This is a genomic window from Kitasatospora sp. NPDC003701, assembly GCF_053587085.1.
On record NZ_JBSFNM010000009.1, the window covers coordinates 136,732 to 152,942 of the forward strand.

Annotated in this window: 15 protein-coding genes; 12 read left to right on the forward strand and 3 right to left on the reverse strand. The window is 74.2% G+C overall.

All coding sequences use genetic code 11. The features are described 5' to 3' along the window. Positions 1 to 23 precede the first annotated feature (23 nt). The 7 genes from ACWDRR_RS11650 (at position 24) to htpX (ending at position 8,013) form a co-directional block, all read left to right on the forward strand. Complete coding sequence (locus ACWDRR_RS11650) at positions 24 to 575, forward strand: NuoI/complex I 23 kDa subunit family protein (RefSeq protein WP_449771986.1); 552 nt, start codon at positions 24 to 26, stop codon at positions 573 to 575. Beyond that, on the forward strand, positions 572 to 1,270 hold the full coding sequence (locus tag ACWDRR_RS11655) for an NADH-quinone oxidoreductase subunit J family protein (RefSeq protein ID WP_449771987.1): 699 nt from the start codon (positions 572 to 574) through the stop codon (positions 1,268 to 1,270). The genes ACWDRR_RS11650 and ACWDRR_RS11655 overlap by 4 nt, the downstream gene beginning before the upstream one ends. Beyond that, positions 1,270 to 1,641: an NADH-quinone oxidoreductase subunit NuoK gene (nuoK, locus tag ACWDRR_RS11660; protein WP_449771988.1), complete on the forward strand. Its 372-nt coding sequence runs from the start codon at positions 1,270 to 1,272 to the stop codon at positions 1,639 to 1,641. Before ACWDRR_RS11655 ends, nuoK begins: the two co-directional genes overlap by 1 nt. Next, positions 1,638 to 3,674, forward strand: coding sequence for an NADH-quinone oxidoreductase subunit 5 family protein (locus ACWDRR_RS11665; RefSeq protein WP_449771989.1), 2,037 nt, complete (start codon positions 1,638 to 1,640; stop codon positions 3,672 to 3,674). The genes nuoK and ACWDRR_RS11665 overlap by 4 nt, the downstream gene beginning before the upstream one ends. 75 nt (positions 3,675 to 3,749) lie before the next feature. Then, positions 3,750 to 5,354 carry a complex I subunit 4 family protein gene (locus ACWDRR_RS11670; RefSeq protein WP_449771990.1) on the forward strand — a complete coding sequence of 535 codons (1,605 nt, stop codon included), beginning with the start codon at positions 3,750 to 3,752 and terminating at the stop codon, positions 5,352 to 5,354. Positions 5,355 to 5,356: 2 nt separating this feature from the next. Further along, positions 5,357 to 7,009, forward strand: a complete 1,653-nt coding sequence (locus tag ACWDRR_RS11675; protein ID WP_449771991.1) for an NADH-quinone oxidoreductase subunit N — start codon at positions 5,357 to 5,359, stop codon at positions 7,007 to 7,009. 140 nt (positions 7,010 to 7,149) lie between these two features. Beyond that, entirely contained in the window at positions 7,150 to 8,013 is an 864-nt protein-coding gene (gene htpX, locus ACWDRR_RS11680; RefSeq protein ID WP_449771992.1) for a zinc metalloprotease HtpX, read from the forward strand. 75 nt (positions 8,014 to 8,088) lie between these two features. On the opposite strand, the gene ACWDRR_RS11685 is transcribed toward htpX, so the two are convergent. Then, positions 8,089 to 9,564 (reverse strand): aminotransferase-like domain-containing protein, encoded by a 1,476-nt coding sequence (locus tag ACWDRR_RS11685; RefSeq protein ID WP_449771993.1) that lies wholly within the window; start codon positions 9,562 to 9,564, stop codon positions 8,089 to 8,091. Here ACWDRR_RS11685 and ACWDRR_RS11690 point away from each other — a divergent pair. Further along, positions 9,563 to 10,480: a DMT family transporter gene (locus tag ACWDRR_RS11690; RefSeq protein ID WP_449771994.1), complete on the forward strand. Its 918-nt coding sequence runs from the start codon at positions 9,563 to 9,565 to the stop codon at positions 10,478 to 10,480. The two genes, ACWDRR_RS11685 and ACWDRR_RS11690, sit on opposite strands and share 2 nt — an antisense overlap. Positions 10,481 to 10,561: 81 nt before the next feature. On the opposite strand, the gene ACWDRR_RS11695 is transcribed toward ACWDRR_RS11690, so the two are convergent. After that, a complete protein-coding gene (locus ACWDRR_RS11695; RefSeq protein ID WP_449771995.1) occupies positions 10,562 to 11,032 on the reverse strand; it encodes a DUF7144 family membrane protein in 471 nt (156 codons plus the stop codon). 299 nt (positions 11,033 to 11,331) lie between these two features. On the opposite strand from ACWDRR_RS11695, the gene ctaD reads away from it, so the two are divergent. The 4 genes from ctaD (at position 11,332) to ACWDRR_RS11715 (ending at position 15,135) form a co-directional block, all read left to right on the forward strand. Continuing rightward, positions 11,332 to 13,026: an aa3-type cytochrome oxidase subunit I gene (gene ctaD, locus ACWDRR_RS11700; protein WP_449772059.1), complete on the forward strand. Its 1,695-nt coding sequence runs from the start codon at positions 11,332 to 11,334 to the stop codon at positions 13,024 to 13,026. Positions 13,027 to 13,114: 88 nt separating this feature from the next. Further along, positions 13,115 to 13,540, forward strand: a complete 426-nt coding sequence (locus ACWDRR_RS11705) for a BlaI/MecI/CopY family transcriptional regulator (RefSeq protein ID WP_329488209.1) — start codon at positions 13,115 to 13,117, stop codon at positions 13,538 to 13,540. Positions 13,541 to 13,543: 3 nt separating this feature from the next. Next, positions 13,544 to 14,533, forward strand: a complete 990-nt coding sequence (locus ACWDRR_RS11710) for a M56 family metallopeptidase (RefSeq protein ID WP_449771996.1) — start codon at positions 13,544 to 13,546, stop codon at positions 14,531 to 14,533. Between the two features lie 200 nt (positions 14,534 to 14,733). Further along, the gene (locus ACWDRR_RS11715) at positions 14,734 to 15,135 is read left to right on the forward strand and encodes a YccF domain-containing protein (RefSeq protein ID WP_449771997.1); all 402 of its coding nucleotides are present in this window, start codon (positions 14,734 to 14,736) and stop codon (positions 15,133 to 15,135) included. Positions 15,136 to 15,153: 18 nt separating this feature from the next. Here the strand turns inward: ACWDRR_RS11715 and ACWDRR_RS11720 are convergent, their stop codons facing one another. Next, the gene (locus tag ACWDRR_RS11720) at positions 15,154 to 16,164 is read right to left on the reverse strand and encodes an NADP-dependent oxidoreductase (protein WP_449771998.1); all 1,011 of its coding nucleotides are present in this window, start codon (positions 16,162 to 16,164) and stop codon (positions 15,154 to 15,156) included. Positions 16,165 to 16,211: the final 47 nt, after the last annotated feature.

Below are 16,211 nucleotides of genomic sequence, written 5' to 3' on the forward strand. Positions count from 1 at the left end.
GCCGAGCGAAGCGGGGCGGGCGCATGAGCTTCATCGGCTCCGGCCTGGCCAAGGGCCTGGCCGTCACCCTGCGGACGATGACGAAGAAGAGCATCACCGCGCAGTACCCCGAGGTGCAGCCCGCGCTGCCGCCGCGCTCGCGCGGCGTGATCGCGCTGCTGGAGGAGAACTGCACGGTCTGCATGCTCTGCGCCCGCGAGTGCCCGGACTGGTGCATCTACATCGACTCCCACAAGGAGACGCTGCCGGCCGCCGATCCGAACGCCCGCGCCCGCACCCGCAACGTGCTGGACCGGTTCGCCATCGACTTCTCGCTCTGCATGTACTGCGGGATCTGCATCGAGGTGTGCCCGTTCGACGCGCTGTTCTGGTCGCCGGAGTTCGAGTACGCGGAGACCGACATCCTGGAGCTGACCCACGAGCGGGACAGGCTCCGCGAGTGGATGTGGACGGTGCCGGCGCCGCCGGCGCTGGACCCGGCGGCCGAGGAGCCGAAGGAGATCGCCACCGCGCGCAAGGCGGCGGACAAGCTGGCCGCCGCCGCGGCGGCGCAGGAGGAGGGTGACCCGCAATGAGTGCCGCCCTCGTGACCGCGGCCGGGTCGCTGGACCCGGCCGCCCGCTCGTTCCTCTCCCCGACCGGGGTCGAGATCGTCTTCCTGCTGGTCGGCGTCGCCGTGCTGGGGTCGGCCGTGGTGGCCGTCACCACCAAGCAGCTGGTGCACGCCGCGCTCTGGCTGGTGGTCGCGCTCGGCGGGCTGGCGGTGGAGTTCCTGCTGCTCACCGCCGAGTTCATCGCCTGGGTGCAGGTGCTGATCTACCTCGGCTCGGTCGTCGTGCTGGTGCTGTTCGGGCTGATGCTCACCCGGGCGCCGATCGGGCGCTCGCCGGACGCCGACTCGGGCAACCGCTGGGTCGCCCTGGTGGTGGCGCTGGCCTCGGGCGGGACGCTGGTGACGCTGGTCGTGGACGCCTTCCGGACGTCCTGGATCGACCTCGGCGCGGGCGGCGGTTCGGCGCAGGCGACGGGCACCAGCCTGTTCCGGACGTGGGTGCTGCCCTTCGAGGCGCTCTCGGTGCTGCTGCTGGCCGCCCTGGTCGGCGCGATCGTGCTGTCGCGCGGGGCCGGGCGGCGGGTGCCGCCGCCCCGGGCCGGCAAGCTGCGCGCGGGCCGGCCGGTGGGGTCCAACGGGACGGTCGCCGCCACCGCGCCGAAGGCCCCGGCCGCCCCCGCCGGGCCCGCTCCGACGACCTCGGCGGAGGAGAGCTGATGCATCTCGCCTACCCCGTCGTGCTCGCCGCGCTGCTGTTCAGCGTCGGCGTGTACGGCGTGCTCGCCCGGCGCAACGTCGTCCTGGTGCTGATGTCCGTCGAGCTGATGCTCAACGCCGTCAACCTCAACCTCGTCGCCTTCGACGCCTGGCTGCGGGACTCCCTGCACGCCGGCCAGGCGCTCACCCTGTTCACCATCACCATCGCCGCCGCCGAGATCGGTCTCGGGCTCGCCATCGTCCTGCTGCTGTTCCGGACCCGGGGCACCGCGGACGTCGACCGGGCCACCGCGCTCGGTGATCCCGCCGAGTCCGCCGCCGAGGAGGCGCCGGACGGTGCCGAGGCGCTGAAGGGCCAGGCCGCCGCATGAACCTCGCCCTGCCCGCGCTCGTCCCCACCCTGCCCGCGCTCGGCGCGGCCGCCACCCTGGCCGTCGGCAAGCGCGCCCCCGGCCTGGCCCGGCCGTTGGCGATCGTGCCGGTCGCCGTCTCGGCCGTGCTCGCCCTGGTCGTCGCCCTCCAGCTGGGCACCGGCCAGGTGCTGGAGAGCGCCACCCGGCTCACCCCGACCGGCGGGCCGGACATCACGCTCGGCTTCTACCTGGACGGCTACAGCTCGCTGATCTCCGTGCTGGTCGGCCTGGTCGCCACCTGTGTGCAGGTCTACTCGACCGCCTACCTCAAGGACGACCCGCGCTACCCCTCGTACGCGGCGCTGGTCTCGCTGTTCACGGCGGCGATGTTCCTGGTCGTCTACTCGGGCGACCTGATCGTGCTGCTGGTCGGCTGGGAGGTCATGGGCATCTGCTCGTACTTCCTGATCGGCCACCACTGGGAGAGCGCCGACGCCCGTTCGGCCTCGCTGAAGGCCTTCCTGGTCACCAAGCTCGGCGACGTGCCGTTCCTGTTCGGCATCTTCCTGCTCGGCGCCGACGCCGGGAGCTTCCGGGTGTCGGACGTCCTGGCGGCCGCCACCGAGGGGCGGCTCGGCCACCCGACGCTGATCGCGCTGCTGCTGCTGGCCGGTGTGGCCGGCAAGAGCGCGCAGTTCCCGCTGCACACCTGGCTCCCGGACGCGATGGCGGGCCCGACGCCGGTCTCCGCGCTGATCCACGCCGCCACCATGGTCGCGGCCGGCATCTACCTGGTCGCCCGGCTGCTGCCGGTCTTCCTGCTCTCCGGTGCGGCGCTGGTGGTGCTCGCGGTGATGGCCGCCGTGACGATGATCGGCTCGGCGCTCTGCGCGCTCGCCCAGGACGACCTGAAGCGGGTGCTCGCCTACTCGACCGTCGGGCAGCTCGGCTACATGGCCGGCGCGCTGGCCAGCGGCGACCGCGAGGCCTCCGTCTTCCACCTGGTCAGCCACGGCGCGTTCAAGGCGCTGCTGTTCCTCGCCGCCGGTGTGGTGATCCACGCCGCGCACACCAACTCGATCTCCGCGATGTCCCGGATCCCGGGGCTGCGCAAGCGGGTGCCGGACGCCTACTGGACGATGGGCATCGCGCTCGTCGCCCTGATCGGGCTGCCGCCGTTCTCCGGCTTCTTCAGCAAGGAGGCGGTGCTGACCGCCGCCGAGCACGCCGCCAACGGCGAGGCGCTGACCAACGGCGTCGGCCCGGCCTCGGCGGTGCCGCAGGCGGCCGGCTGGATCGTGCTGATCTCGGCCGCGCTCACCGCCCTGCTCACCGCGGCGTACGCGGCGCGGCTGTTCCTGGTGGCGTTCCACAGCCCGGCCGTCGCCGTCGGCGCCGGTGCGCCCGCCGAGCTGCCGGACCACGAGGCCGGCGCGCCCTACTCGCCCGAGCTGGACGAGGCCGACCCGGCCACCGCCGAGCCGCCCGCGATGCGCTGGCCGCTCTGGGTGCTGGCGATCCCGACCATGGCCTTCGGCGTGACCAGCCTGCGCTCGGACTGGCTGCCCGCGCTGCTGGACGGCGGCTCGCTGCGGCCCTCGGCCGTCACCGCCGTGACCGGCACCGGCCTCGCCGTGGTCGGCGCGCTGCTGGCCTACGGGGCCTGGCGCTCCGCCACCGCGCGGCTGGGGGCCGGCCGGCCGGCCCCGGCCCCGGAGGGCAGGGTGCCCGAGCAGGCCGGTGCCCCGGCCGCCGAGGTGATCGTCGCCGACCCCGGGCGCACCCTGCTCGGCCCGCTGTTCGGCCCGGCCCGGCACGGCTTCGGCGTCGACCGGCTCTACAGCACGCTCTTCGTCCGACCGGTGACCGCCGCCGCCGGGCTGGTGCGCTTCCTCGACCGCGAGGTCGTCGAGACGTACGTGCGCGGCACCGGGGTCGGGGCCAACCTGCTCGGCCGGGTCGTCCGGCTCGCGCAGACCGGGAACGCGCAGACCTACCTCAGCGCACTGCTCGCCGGCGTCGTCCTGCTGGCCGTCCTGGTGGCGGTGTAGCCGGATGGACCAGAACCGGTTGACCCAGCAGTACCGCCGCCCAGCCCCGCCGACCGCAGCCCGTAGGAGCCCCCGATGAACGCAGTCCTCATCGCCCTCCTGGTGCTGCCGCTGGCCGGGGCCGCGCTGACCCTGGCGCCGGTGTTCGGCGCCGACGCGGCCGCCGCCGACCGGCGCGCGCTGCGGCTCAACACCGTGGTCACCGGCGTCGTCCTGCTGCTCGCCGCCGGCCTCGCGGCGGGCTTCGACCACGACGAGCCCGGCCGGATGCAGGCCACCACCGACGTGTCCTGGATCCCGGCCGTCGGCGTGCGCCTCCACCTCGGCGTGGACGGCGTCTCGCTCCCGCTGATCGTGCTGACGGCGCTGCTCACCTTCCTCTGCGCGCTGTACTCGGAGAAGCGGCTGCCGTCGGGGGAGGGCATCCCCTCGGCGAGGGCCTTCACCGGGCTGTTCCTCCTCCTCGAGGTCGGCATGCTCGCCACCTTCGCGGTGCTGGACCTCCTGCTCTTCTTCCTGGCCTTCGAGATCGTGCTGATCCCGATGTACTTCCTGATCGCCCGCTGGGGCACCGGGGCGAAGGTGCCGGCCGCCAACCGGTTCATCCTCTACACGCTGCTCGGCTCGGCCGTGATGCTGCTCGGCTTCCTGCTGGTCGGCACCAAGGCGGGCACCTTCGACATGCAGGCCCTGGCCGCCGCGCACGGCACCGGCCTGAGCCACACCACCCAGGTGACCGCCGCCCTGGCGATCATGGTCGGACTCGCGGTCAAGGCCCCCGCCTGGCCGCTGCACAGCTGGCTCCCGGACGTGCACACGGCCGCCCCGACCGTGGGGTCCGTGCTGCTCGCCGGTGTGCTGCTGAAGATGGGGACCTACGGTCTGGTCCGCGTCCTCCTCCCGGTCGTCCCGGACGGCACCGCGACGCTCGCCCCCTACCTGGGCGCGTTCGCCGCCGTCGGCATCGTCTACGGCTCGTTGGCCTGTCTCGCGCTCGCCCTCCCGTCGCCCGCCACCACCCTTCTCGGGAAGAGCTTCGCGCCCTCCGATTCCGGCGCCAAGGGCGACCTCAAGCGCCTGATCGCCTACTCCTCCGTCGGTCACATGGGCTTCGTCCTGCTGGGCATCGCCTCCCTCACCCAGGTGGGCGTCAACGGCGCGCTGTTCGCCAACATCGCCCACGGGCTGATCACCGGTCTGCTCTTCTTCGTGGTCGGGGCGCTGAAGGACCGCTACGGCACGGCGGACCTCGACACCCTGGCCGGCTCCACCGGCGCCGCCCTCTACGGGCGGGCACCGCGGCTCGGCGCCCTGCTGGCCTTCGCCGCCGTCGCCAGCCTCGGACTGCCCGGGCTGGCCGGCTTCTGGGGCGAGCTGCTCGCGATGTTCGGCGCGTTCGACCCCGCCGAGGGCCTGTCGCGCCCGGCCTTCCTCACCTACATGGTCCTGGCCGGCCTCGGCACCCTCCTCACCGCCGCGTACCTGCTGATCGTGGTCAAGCGCGTCTGCATGGGCGACCCGAAACAGCCCGCCCCGGTGCCGGAACTCGCCGACCTGCGCCCGTACGAGGCCGTCAGCTGGACGCCGCTGGCCGCCCTCACCCTGCTCGCGGGCCTGTGGCCCGCGCTCCTGCTCTCCCTCTCCGACCCGGCCGTCAAGTACCTCCTCGGGGGTGGCTGAGCATGCCAGGCACCGCACTCGGAGCCCAGCTCCTCGGTACCCAGCTCGCCGGTGCGACCGGCACCGCACTCGGACCTCACTCCACGGGGCAGCCCACTGTGACCTCCCTCGCCGTAGCCAACCCGGGCAGCCTGATCCAGTCCGTGGACTGGGTGGCCGTCGCGCCGCCGCTGATCGCCGCGCTGGCCGCGCTGGCCGTGCTGGTCACCGACCTCTTCCTGCCCGAGCGCCACAAGAGGCTGCTCGGCCGGCTGGCCGCGGCCGGACTCGCCCTCGCCCTCATCGCCCTCCTCCCGCTCACCGGCGGGTCACCCCGCGCCACCTTCTGTGCGCAGAACGTAACAGGAACCACCGACAACGCCGGCTGCTCGTACGTCGCGGACCACTTCGCCCTGGTCTTCCAGCTGCTCGCGCTCGGCGGCGCGCTGATCGCCGCGCTGCTCTCGATGCACACCGTCGAGGACGAGAAGCTGCCCGGCGGCGAGTACTGGTTCCTGCTGCTCTCCAGCGCCACCGGCGCCGCCCTGCTGCCCGCCTCCCGCGACCTCGCCACCCTGGTGATCGCCCTGGAGGTGGCCTCGCTGCCGGCGTTCGCGCTGGTCGCGCTCCGCCGGGACGGCCGGGGCGCCGAGGCCGCGCTGAAGTTCTTCCTCTCCTCCGTCACCGCGACCGCCGTGATGCTGCTCGGCGTCGGCTTCGTCTACGCCGCCGGCGGCAGCCTGCACCTGGGCGCGCTCGCCGAGGGCCTGGCCCACGCGCCGGCCCGGCTGGAGCCGCTGGCCGAGGCCGGAGCGGTGCTCACGCTGGTCGGCTTCGCCTTCAAGGTCGCCGCCGTGCCGTTCCACTTCTGGGTGCCCGACACCTACATCGGCGCCCCGCTGCCGGTGGCCGGCTACCTCTCGGTGGTCGGGAAGGCCGCCGGCCTGTCCGGCCTGGCCCTGGTCACCACGATCGCCTTCCGCCCGTACGCGCACACCTGGGGCCTGGTGCTCGCGGTGCTGGCCGCCGTGACCATGACGGTCGGCAACGTGGGCGCGCTGCGCCAGCGGTTCGACACCCGGTACAGCGCGGTGCGGCTGCTCGCCTGGTCCTCGGTGGGCCAGGCCGGGTACCTGCTGGTGCCGCTCGCCGCCGCCGGCTACGCGCCGGACGGGACGGATCCGCTCGGCGCCACCGCCGCGTACGCGCTGATCTACGGGGTGGTGAACCTGGGCGCCTTCGGGGTGGTCGCCGCCGTCGGGCGCCGGTCCGGGACGAGTGTCGACGACTTCCGCGGTCTCTTCGCCCGGCGTCGCTGGACGGCCCTGGCGCTGGCCTTCTTCCTGCTCTGCCTGGCCGGGCTGCCGCCGGGCGTGATCGGCCTGTTCGGCAAGGTGGTGGTGTTCCGCGCCGCCGTCGACGCCGGTCTGGGGTGGCTGGCCGTGGTGATGGCCGCCAATGTGGTCATCGCCCTGTACTACTACCTGCTCTGGACGGCGCGGCTGTTCGCGCCGGCGGCCGCCGCCGAGGAGCCGCCCGCCGGTGCCGCGCCGGCCGTCGAGCGCCGGCTGCCGGCCTCGCTCGCGGCCACCCTGGGGCTCACCGCCTCCGTGGCCGTGGTGCTCTCGGTGGCCCCCCAGCTGGTCCTCCAGGTGGTCGGCGGCACGCTGTTCTGAGGCCGCCGGCCGGGGCGGGCGGGGGCGCGGCCCGGGTGCGACGGTGGTCACGGGGGAACAAGGCCGACGTTCCCGCCCGTTGAGCGGGCAGAGGGACGAGGCAGCGAGGGCTTCCCCACCGCACCATTGGAGGGCCTGCCGTGCACCGCCGGCACAACGGACTGAGGACCGCCGCACTGCTCGGCGGCCTCTCGGCGCTGATCCTGGTGATCGGCAGCTTCTTCGGCCGCACCGGTTTCGTGATCGCCCTGCTGGTCGCGCTCGGCACCAACGCCTACGCGTACTGGAACAGCGACAAGCTCGCCCTGCGCGCGATGCGGGCCCGGCCGGTGAGCGAGATCGAGGCGCCGCGGCTGTACCGGATCGTCCGCGAGCTCTCCACCTCGGCCCGCCAGCCGATGCCCCGCCTGTACATCTCCCCGACCCCGGCCCCGAACGCCTTCGCCACCGGCCGCAACCCGCGCAACGCGGCGGTCTGCTGCACCGACGGCATCCTGCAGCTGCTGGACGAGCGGGAGCTGCGCGGCGTGCTCGGGCACGAGCTGAGCCACGTCTACAACCGGGACATCCTGATCTCCTCGGTCGCCGGGGCGCTCGCCTCGGTGGTGATGTTCCTGGTGAACTTCGCCTGGCTGGTGCCGTTCGGCCGCAGTGACGACGACGACGGGCCCGGGCTCTTCGGGATGCTGGCGATCATGATCCTCGGGCCGCTGGCCGCCTCGCTGATCCAGCTGGCGGTCAGCCGCTCCCGCGAGTACCAGGCCGATGCCGACGGCGCCCGGATCACCGGCGACCCGCTCGCCCTGGCGAGCGCCCTGCGCAAGCTGGAGGCCGGTACCCGGCAGCTGCCGCTCCCGCCGGAGCCGCAGCTCCAGACGGCCAGCCACATGATGATCGCCAGCCCGTTCCGCCCGGGCGAGGCCGGCACCCGGCTCTTCTCGACGCACCCGCCGATGGCGGAGCGGATCGCCCGCCTGGAGCGGATGGCGGGCTACCGGGGCTGACCGGGCGGGCTGCCGGGGCCGGGGCCGTCCGGTCGGGCTACCGGGGCTACCGGGGCGGGCCGGAGGGCCGCGGGCTCAGCCGGCGAGCCCCTCGTAGGCCCGGCGCAGCCGGTGGACGCCCTCGGCGATCCGGGCGGTGCTGTCGACCGCGGCGTAGCTCAGCCGCAGGTGCGGTGCCGGCGGTTCGGCGGCGTGGTACGGCCGCCCGGGGGTGACCAGCACGCCGGCGCGCAGGGCGGCGGTGGTCAGCGCCGCCTCGTCGGTGCCGTCCGGCAGCCGCAGCCAGAGGTGGTAGCCACCGGGCCGGTACGCGCCGAGCAGCCCCGGGAGTTCGCGGCGCAGGGCGGCCACCGCGGTGGTGCGGCGGTCGCGCAGCTCGGCGCCCAGGGTGCGCAGGTGGCGCGCCCAGCCCGGGTCGGCGACCAGTTCCAGCGCCGCCTCCTGGAGCGGCCGGGGGACGAAGAAGCTGTCCACCACCTGGGTGGCCCGCAACCGCTGCAGGGCCGGGCCGCGCGCGGTGAGCGCGCCGACCCGCAGATTGGGCGAGGTGGCCTTGGTCAGCGAGCGCAGGTGGACCACCACCCCGTCCGGGTCGTCGGCGGCGAGCGGGCGCGGCAGGGCGGGGGCGTCGGTGTGGACCAGGCGGCGGGCGAAGTCGTCCTCGACCACGAACGCGCCGGCCGTCCGGGCGATCCGCAGCACCTCGGCGCGCCGCTCGGGGGAGAGCACGGCGCCGGTCGGGTTCTGGAACAGCGGCTGGCAGACGAAGGCCCGGGCCCGGGTGGCGTCGAAGGCCGCCGCCAGCAGGTCGGTGCGCACGCCGTCCTCGTCCACCGGGACGGGGACGGGTCGCGCGCCCGCCGCGCGGGCGACCGCGAGGATGCCGGGGTAGGTCGGCGACTCCACCAGGACGGGAGCGCCCGGGGCGACCAGGGAGCGCATCGCGATGGTGAGCGCGCTCTGCCCGCCGGCCGTGACCAGGACGTCGCCCGCGCCGAGCGGCCCGCCGTTGCCGCCGATGTCCCGGGCGAACCAGGCGCGCAGCTCGGTCAGCCCGTCGACCGGCGGGCGCTCCCAGGCGCCGGGCCGCCGCCCGGCCCGGGCCAGTGCGGCGGCCAGCAGCCGCTCCGGCTGGAGCGAGGCGTGCGGGTAGCCGCCGTTGAGGTCGACCACGTCGGGCGACGGGACGTTCAGGGTGGCGAACAGCGGCCCCGCGCCCTGGTCGCGCGGGCCCGCGTCGGCGCTCAGCGCGATCTCCTGCCAGGAGAGGTCGCCGGGCCGGGCGGTCGGCGCGGCCGCCGCCGAGCCGCCGCCGGTGAATCCGGCGCCGCCGTCCGCGAACGCGGCGGCGCGGAAGACCCCGGCGCCCGGGCGGGAGACCACCAGGCCCTCCGCCGCCAGCACGGCGATCGCCCGGGAGACCGTCACCGGGCTGACCTGGTGGCGCTCCATCAGGGCCCGGCTCGACGGCAGCTTCCGCCCTTCCGGGTAGCGCTCCACCTCCCGGCGCAGGCTGTCGGCGAGATCGGTCACACTGCTACGCTCGTTCATGACGGCACAAGATAGCGCTACCAGCCCGATCGCGATAGCACCGCGGAGCCTGGTACTCCCCGGCAGCTCCGGTACCGCCCTGGCGGCCCTCGGCGTCCTCTCCTTCTCCTTCAGCTTCCCCGCGACCTCCTGGGCGCTGACCGGCTTCGGTCCCTGGACGGCGACGGGGCTGCGCGGCGCCCTGGCCGGGCTGCTCGCCGCGCTCTGCCTGGCGGCCGCCCGCGTCCCGCTGCCCGCACGGCGGCACTGGCCCGGGCTGCTGGTGGTCTCGGCCGGCTGCGTGCTGGGCTTCCCGCTGCTGACCACGCTGGCGCTGCGGGCCTCCTCGACCGCGCACTCCGCGGTCGTCATCGGGGTGCTGCCGCTGGCCACCGCCGCGGTCTCGGCCCTGCGCACCGGTGGGCGCCCGTCCCGGACCTTCTGGTGCGCGGCGCTCGCCGGGGCGGCGGCCGTGCTCGCCTTCACCCTGCTGCAGAGCCACGGGCGGCCGACCACCGCGGACCTCTTCCTGTTCGCCGCGCTGCTGGTCTGCGCGGCCGGGTACGCGGAGGGCGGGCGGATCGCGCGCGAGCTGCCGGGGTGGCAGGTGATCGCCTGGGCGGTGGTCGCGGCGCTGCCGGTCACCGTGGCGACCACCGCGCTGGCACTGCCGTCCGAGGCGGTGCACCCGGGGGCGAAGGCGCTGGCCGGGCTGGCGTACACGGCGGCGGTCTCGCAGTTCGGCGGGTTCGTGCTCTGGTACCGGGGGATGGCGGCGATCGGGGTGCCGAGGGCCAGTCAGCTCCAGCTCGCCCAGCCGCTGCTGACGCTGGTCTGGGCGGTGCTGCTGCTGGCCGAGGACCTGCCGGCGGCGGCGCCGGTCACCGCGGTGGTGGTGCTGGTCTGCATCGCGGTCACCCAGCGCGCCCGCACCTGAGCCGCCGCCCGCCGGGAGCACCGCCGCGCCCGCACCGACCCGGTGGTCGGTACGGGCGCGGCCGTCGGGTACGGCGGGCGGTCAGTAGACCGCGTCCTCCGGGCGGTAGACGCAGAGCGCCCAGATGATGAAGACGTCCAGGGCGATCACCACGATCGACCAGAGCGGGTAGTACGGCAGGGCCAGGAAGTTGTCGAGGGCGCTCACCGCGGTGAGGAAGATGCCGGTGTAGCGGGCCCAGGCGGCGCCCTTGAGGACGAAGGCACCGACCACCGCGACCAGTGCGCCGACGATGATGTGGACCCACCCCCACCCGGTGAGGTCGAAGCGGAAGACGTAGCGCGGGGTCGAGACGAAGATGTCGTCGTCGGCGACCGCCATGATGCCCCGCACCGCCTCCATGAAGCCGTTGATGAGCATCAGCACACCCGCGAACATCACCAGGCCGGGGGCCCAGTCGCTGAACCGGTTGACCGAAGGCGGTGGTGGCGGTGCCCCGGTGCCGGAACGCCAGGGCGGGGGCTGGTCGGGAGTGGGCGACGAGGTGGTCATGGACTCCTCCTGGGCCGTAGGCCTGGGCCGTCGGCGGAGCCCGGCCGGAACCGGGCCGACGGCCGAACGGGCGTACGGAAAGGGGTACGGACTTCGACCGTCCACCGGAGCCGGGCGCCGGGCAACCGGGCCGCGCCTGTTCGGGTGACGCGTCCCGCGCGCCCCCGGCGGGCCCGGACGGCGGCTGGTAGTGGTTGTCCGACCGCCGTCCGGACCCGGGCCGGCCGCTCCGGCGGTCCCGTCCGCGGCCCGGCCCCGAGCACGGAAGGCGCCGCGTGACTCTTCTGCCGAAGGACGTCGTGGAGCAGGCCCCGCACCCGTCGCGCACGCCGCGGTGGGACCGCCGGCGGGCGGCCGCGCGCCGGCGGCGCGGCCGGGCCCTGGTGGGCTGGTTGACGACCACCGACCACAAGCGGATCGGCACCCTCTACATCACCACCGCGTTCCTGTTCTTCCTGGTCGGCGGGCTGATGGCGATGCTGATGCGGGCCGAGCTGGCCCGGCCGGGGCTGCAGCTGCTCAGCAGCGAGGAGTTCAACCAGCTCTTCACCATGCACGGCACGATCATGCTGCTGATGTTCGCGACCCCGCTGTTCGCAGGCTTCGCCAACTGGATCATGCCGTTGCAGATCGGCGCGCCCGACGTGGCCTTCCCCCGGCTGAACGCCCTCGCCTACTGGCTCTACCTGTTCGGCTCGCTGATCGCGCTCTACGGCTTCCTGACCCCCGACGGCGCGGCCGACTTCGGCTGGTTCGCCTACGCCCCGCTGAACAGCGCCGAGCACAGCCCGGGCCTCGGCGCGGACCTGTGGATCATGGGCCTGGCCTTCTCCGGCTTCGGGACCATCCTCGGCTCGGTCAACTTCATCACCACGATCGTCTGCTTCCGCGCCCCCGGGATGACGATGTTCCGGATGCCGATCTTCGTCTGGAACGTCCTGCTCACCGCCGTGCTGGTGCTCTTCGCCTTCCCGGTGCTGGCGGCGGCGCTGCTCTGCCTGGAGTCGGACCGCAAGTTCGGCTCGCACGTCTTCGACGCGGCCAACGGCGGTGCGATGCTCTGGCAGCACCTCTTCTGGTTCTTCGGGCACCCGGAGGTGTACATCATCGCGCTGCCGTTCTTCGGCATCGTCACCGAGATCATCCCGGTGTTCAGCCGCAAGCCGGTCTTCGGCTACTCCGGCCTGATCGCCGCCACCATCGCCATCACCGGCCTGTCGATCACGGTCTGGGCGCACCACATGTTCGTCACCGGGCAGGTCCTGCTGCCGTTCTTCTCGATCATGACGATGCTGATCGCGGTGCCCACCGGGGTGAAGTTCTTCAACTGGATCGGCACCATGTGGAAGGGCTCGCTGAGCTTCGAGACCCCGATGCTCTGGACGGTCGGCTTCCTGGTGACCTTCCTCTTCGGCGGTCTGACGGGTGTGCTGCTGGCGGCGCCGCCGCTCGACTTCCACGTCTCGGACTCGTACTTCGTCGTCGCCCACTTCCACTACGTGGTGTTCGGGACGGTCGTCTTCGCGATGTTCGCCGGCTTCCACTTCTGGTGGCCCAAGTTCACCGGGCGGATGCTGGACGAGCGGCTCGGGCGGATCCACTTCTGGACCCTCTTCGTCGGGTTCCACGCCACCTTCCTGGTGCAGCACTGGCTGGGCGCCGAGGGCATGCCGCGCCGGTACGCCGACTACCTGGCCTCGGACGGCTTCACCACGCTGAACACCGTCTCCACGATCGGCTCCTTCCTGCTCGGCATCTCCACCCTGCCGTTCCTCTACAACGTCTGGCACACCGCGCGCCACGGCCGCCTGGCCGGCGAGGACGACCCGTGGGGCTACGGGCGGTCGCTGGAGTGGGCGACCTCCTGCCCGCCGCCGCGGCACAACTTCGTCACCCTGCCCCGGATCCGCTCGGAGTCCCCGGCGTTCGACCTGCACCACCCCGAGATCGCCGAGCTGGACCGGCGGCAGAACGCGCGCGAGCCGCTGGGCTGAGCGGGCCGCCGGGCGGCCGGCGGCCGCTCGTTAGGATGAGAACGCGTTCCGCCGGCTGCGGGCGCGGCATCCGGAGGGAGTGGCCGTCATGGCAGAGGAGAGGCACGCCCCGGCGGCCGGGGATCCACGGGCCCGGCGGCGCGGCCAGGGCGAGCTGGAGGCCCAGGTGCTGGCGGTGCTCCAGCGGGCGCCCGGACCGGCCACCGCGGTGTGGGTGCAGGAGCGGCTGGACGGCGGCCTCGCGTACACCACCGTGATGACCATCCTGTCCCGGCTGCACGCCAAGAAGGCCGTCTCACGGACTCGTTCGGGCCGCTCCTACCTCTGGCAGGCCTCCTCCGACGCGGCCGGGCTGGCCGCCCTGCGGATGCGCCGGATGCTCGACGGCGAGCCGGACCGGGACGCCGTGCTGGCCAGCTTCGTCACCGCCCTGCTCCCGCACGACGAGGAGCTGCTGCGGACGCTGCTGGACAGCGCCGGTGCCGATCCGGCAGTGGCCGACCACGAGAGCTGAGCCGTGGGCGTCTTCGTCTTCCTCCCGCTCGTCCTGCCGCTGACCGCGGTCCCGATCGCCCGGCTCGCCGAGCAGCACCTGCATCCGCGCGGGGCGGCCCGGCTGCTGACCGCGATCAGTGCGGTGATGGCGCTGTGCAGTGCCGTCTGCCTCGGTCTGACCGGGGTGGTGGGCACCGCCCAGCTCCCGGGGAACCCGCTGCCGGACAGCTGGTCCGACCCGGAGGTGCGGGCCGCGCTGCCGTACCACGAGACGGTCGGGACGGCGGCGATCTGCGTGCTGGTGGTGGTGGCCGGGGCCTGTCTGCGCACGGTGGTGCGGCATCTGCGGGTCCGGGCCCGGGCGCGCCGGGCGCTCGGCCGCGAGCTCGGGGGCACGGCCGGGTACGGGCTCGCCGCCGCGCCCGGGGACGCCGTCGCGGACGATCTCGCGGTGCTGCCGGACGACCGCCCGTACGCGTACGCGCTGCCCGGCTCGCCGGGGCGGGTGGTGGTCTCCACCGGGATGCTGGCCGGGCTGGCGGCCGACGAGCGCGCGGCGCTGCTCGCGCACGAGCGCGCGCACCTGGAGCACCGGCACCACCGCTATCTGCTGATCACCCAACTCGCGGGCTGCGTCAACCCGTTCCTGCGGCCCTTGCAGCAGGCAGTGGCGTACAGCGCGGAGCGGTGGGCGGACGAGCAGTCGGCCGCGGTGGTCGGCGACCGGCGGATCACGGCCCGGGCGGTGGCCCGGGCGGCGCTGGTCTCGCACCGGGCGCCCGCCCCCGGGTTCGCCGCCTTCGCGGCGCCGGGGCCGGTCCCCGGACCGGTGCCGCGCCGGGTGGCCGCGCTGCTCGGCCCGGTGCCGTCCTCGCGGAACTGGCCGCCGGCGCACACCCGGGCGGGCCTCGCGGCCATGGTGGCGGCGATCGGGACGGCGGCATCGGCGCTCTGCGCGCTCAACGCGGCGGTGGCGCTGCTGCTGGTGCTGAAGGCCGTCACCCCGCTGTAGCGCGGCGCCGGTCCGCGGCCGGCGCCGGACCGCCACGACGGGTGCCCGGGCGACGACTCCCCGCTCCGGCGACCGTCCCCCGCGGCGGGCGGGCACCGGAGCGCAGGGCGCCCCGGGCCGCCGGCGGCGGCGTAGACACGCCCCGCAGCGGGCATGGCACGTCATGGGGGCCGGCCGTCCGTCGTGAGAGGGTGCCCACCATGAAGGTGATCGAATTCGTCCTGAACGCCATCTGGTTGATCTTCTGCGGCATCTGGATGGCGATCGGCTACGCCATCGCCGGCATCATCTGCTGCGTCCTCATCGTCACGATCCCCTTCGGCATCGCCTCGTTCCGGATCGCCGGCTTCGTGATCTGGCCGTTCGGGCGGACGACGGTGGAGAAGGCGGACGCCGGGGCGCCGTCCTGCGTCGGCAACGTGATCTGGCTGGTGTTCGCGGGCTGGTGGCTGGCGCTGGCGCACATCGCGACCAGCATCCCGCTCTTCATCTCGATCATCGGGATCCCGTTCGGCTGGGCCAACCTCAAGATGATCCCGATCTCGCTGATGCCGCTGGGGCGCGAGGTCGTGTCGACGGACGAGCGGTTCGGCGGACGCTGACCCGTTGCCGCTGGTGGGTCACGGCGCGTCGGTGAGCTGGACGATCATCTTGCCGGTGTTGGCGCCCCGCAGCATGCCCAGGAAGGCGTCGACCACGTTCTCGAAGCCCCGGACGACGGTCTCGTCCGGGACGACGGCGCCGGAGCGCAGGTGGGGGACGAGGAAGTCGTAGAGCTCCGGCCGGGCGTCGAGGTGGTCGCGGACCAGGAAGCCCTCCAGGCGCAGGCTCTTGCCGACCACGTCGAAGAGGTTGCGCGGCGCGGCGGGCGGCCGGCTCCGGTGGTTGTACTGGGCGACGGCGCCGCACCAGGCGATCCGGCCGTGGTCGCGCAGCGCGCCGATCGCGCCTTCGAGGTGGTCGCCGCCGACGTTGTCGAGGTAGACGTGCAGGCCGTCCGGGGCGGCCTCGCGGAGCCGGTCGCCGATCGGGCCGTCGTGGTAGTCGAACGCGGCGTCGAAACCGAGGCGGTCGGTGAGGTGCCCGACCTTGGCGGCGGAGCCGGCGCTGCCGATGATCCGGCCGGCGCCGAGCAGCCGGGCGAGCTGCCCGGCCGCGCTGCCCACACCGCCGGCGGCGGCCGAGATGAAGATCGTCTCGTCGGGCCGGAGGCGGGCGATCCTGGTCAGGCCGACCCAGGCGGAGAGGCCGGTGCCGCCCAGCACGCTCAGGTGGGCGCTGAGCGGGACGCCCGCGAAGTCGGGCAGCACGGTGACCTCGGCCGCGCCGACCACCGAGAGGGTGCGCCAGGCCCGGCGGTGGTGGACCAGCGTGCCGACGGGCAGCGCGGGGGTGCGGGACTCCACGACCCGGCCGAGCGTCCGGCCCTCCAGCGGGGCGTGGAGCTCCCAGCCGCCCTCGTCCATCTCCTCGCGCATGTACGGGTCGACGGACTGGTAGACGTTCTCGACCAGGGCCTCGCCCTCGGCGAGCACCGGGACGGTCTCCTCGACGAAGGCGAAGTCGGCGGCGGTGGGGGCGCCGGACGGGCGGGAGACCTGGTGGACGGCGAGGGCGGTGGGGCGGGTCATCGGGGGCTCCGGAACGGTCGAAGGGGCGGGGCTGAGGTGATCACCGT

Coding starts and splice junctions, on each gene's coding strand:
- ACWDRR_RS11650 (WP_449771986.1), top strand. CDS start 24: ATGAGCTTCATCGGCTCCGGCCTGGCCAAGGGCCTGGCCGTCACCCTG.
- ACWDRR_RS11655 (WP_449771987.1), top strand. CDS start 572: ATGAGTGCCGCCCTCGTGACCGCGGCCGGGTCGCTGGACCCGGCCGCC.
- nuoK (WP_449771988.1), top strand. CDS start 1,270: ATGCATCTCGCCTACCCCGTCGTGCTCGCCGCGCTGCTGTTCAGCGTC.
- ACWDRR_RS11665 (WP_449771989.1), top strand. CDS start 1,638: ATGAACCTCGCCCTGCCCGCGCTCGTCCCCACCCTGCCCGCGCTCGGC.
- ACWDRR_RS11670 (WP_449771990.1), top strand. CDS start 3,750: ATGAACGCAGTCCTCATCGCCCTCCTGGTGCTGCCGCTGGCCGGGGCC.
- ACWDRR_RS11675 (WP_449771991.1), top strand. CDS start 5,357: ATGCCAGGCACCGCACTCGGAGCCCAGCTCCTCGGTACCCAGCTCGCC.
- ACWDRR_RS11690 (WP_449771994.1), top strand. CDS start 9,563: ATGACGGCACAAGATAGCGCTACCAGCCCGATCGCGATAGCACCGCGG.
- ACWDRR_RS11685 (WP_449771993.1), bottom strand. CDS start 9,564: ATGAACGAGCGTAGCAGTGTGACCGATCTCGCCGACAGCCTGCGCCGG.
- ACWDRR_RS11695 (WP_449771995.1), bottom strand. CDS start 11,032: ATGACCACCTCGTCGCCCACTCCCGACCAGCCCCCGCCCTGGCGTTCC.
- ACWDRR_RS11705 (WP_329488209.1), top strand. CDS start 13,115: ATGGCAGAGGAGAGGCACGCCCCGGCGGCCGGGGATCCACGGGCCCGG.
- ACWDRR_RS11715 (WP_449771997.1), top strand. CDS start 14,734: ATGAAGGTGATCGAATTCGTCCTGAACGCCATCTGGTTGATCTTCTGC.
- ACWDRR_RS11720 (WP_449771998.1), bottom strand. CDS start 16,164: ATGACCCGCCCCACCGCCCTCGCCGTCCACCAGGTCTCCCGCCCGTCC.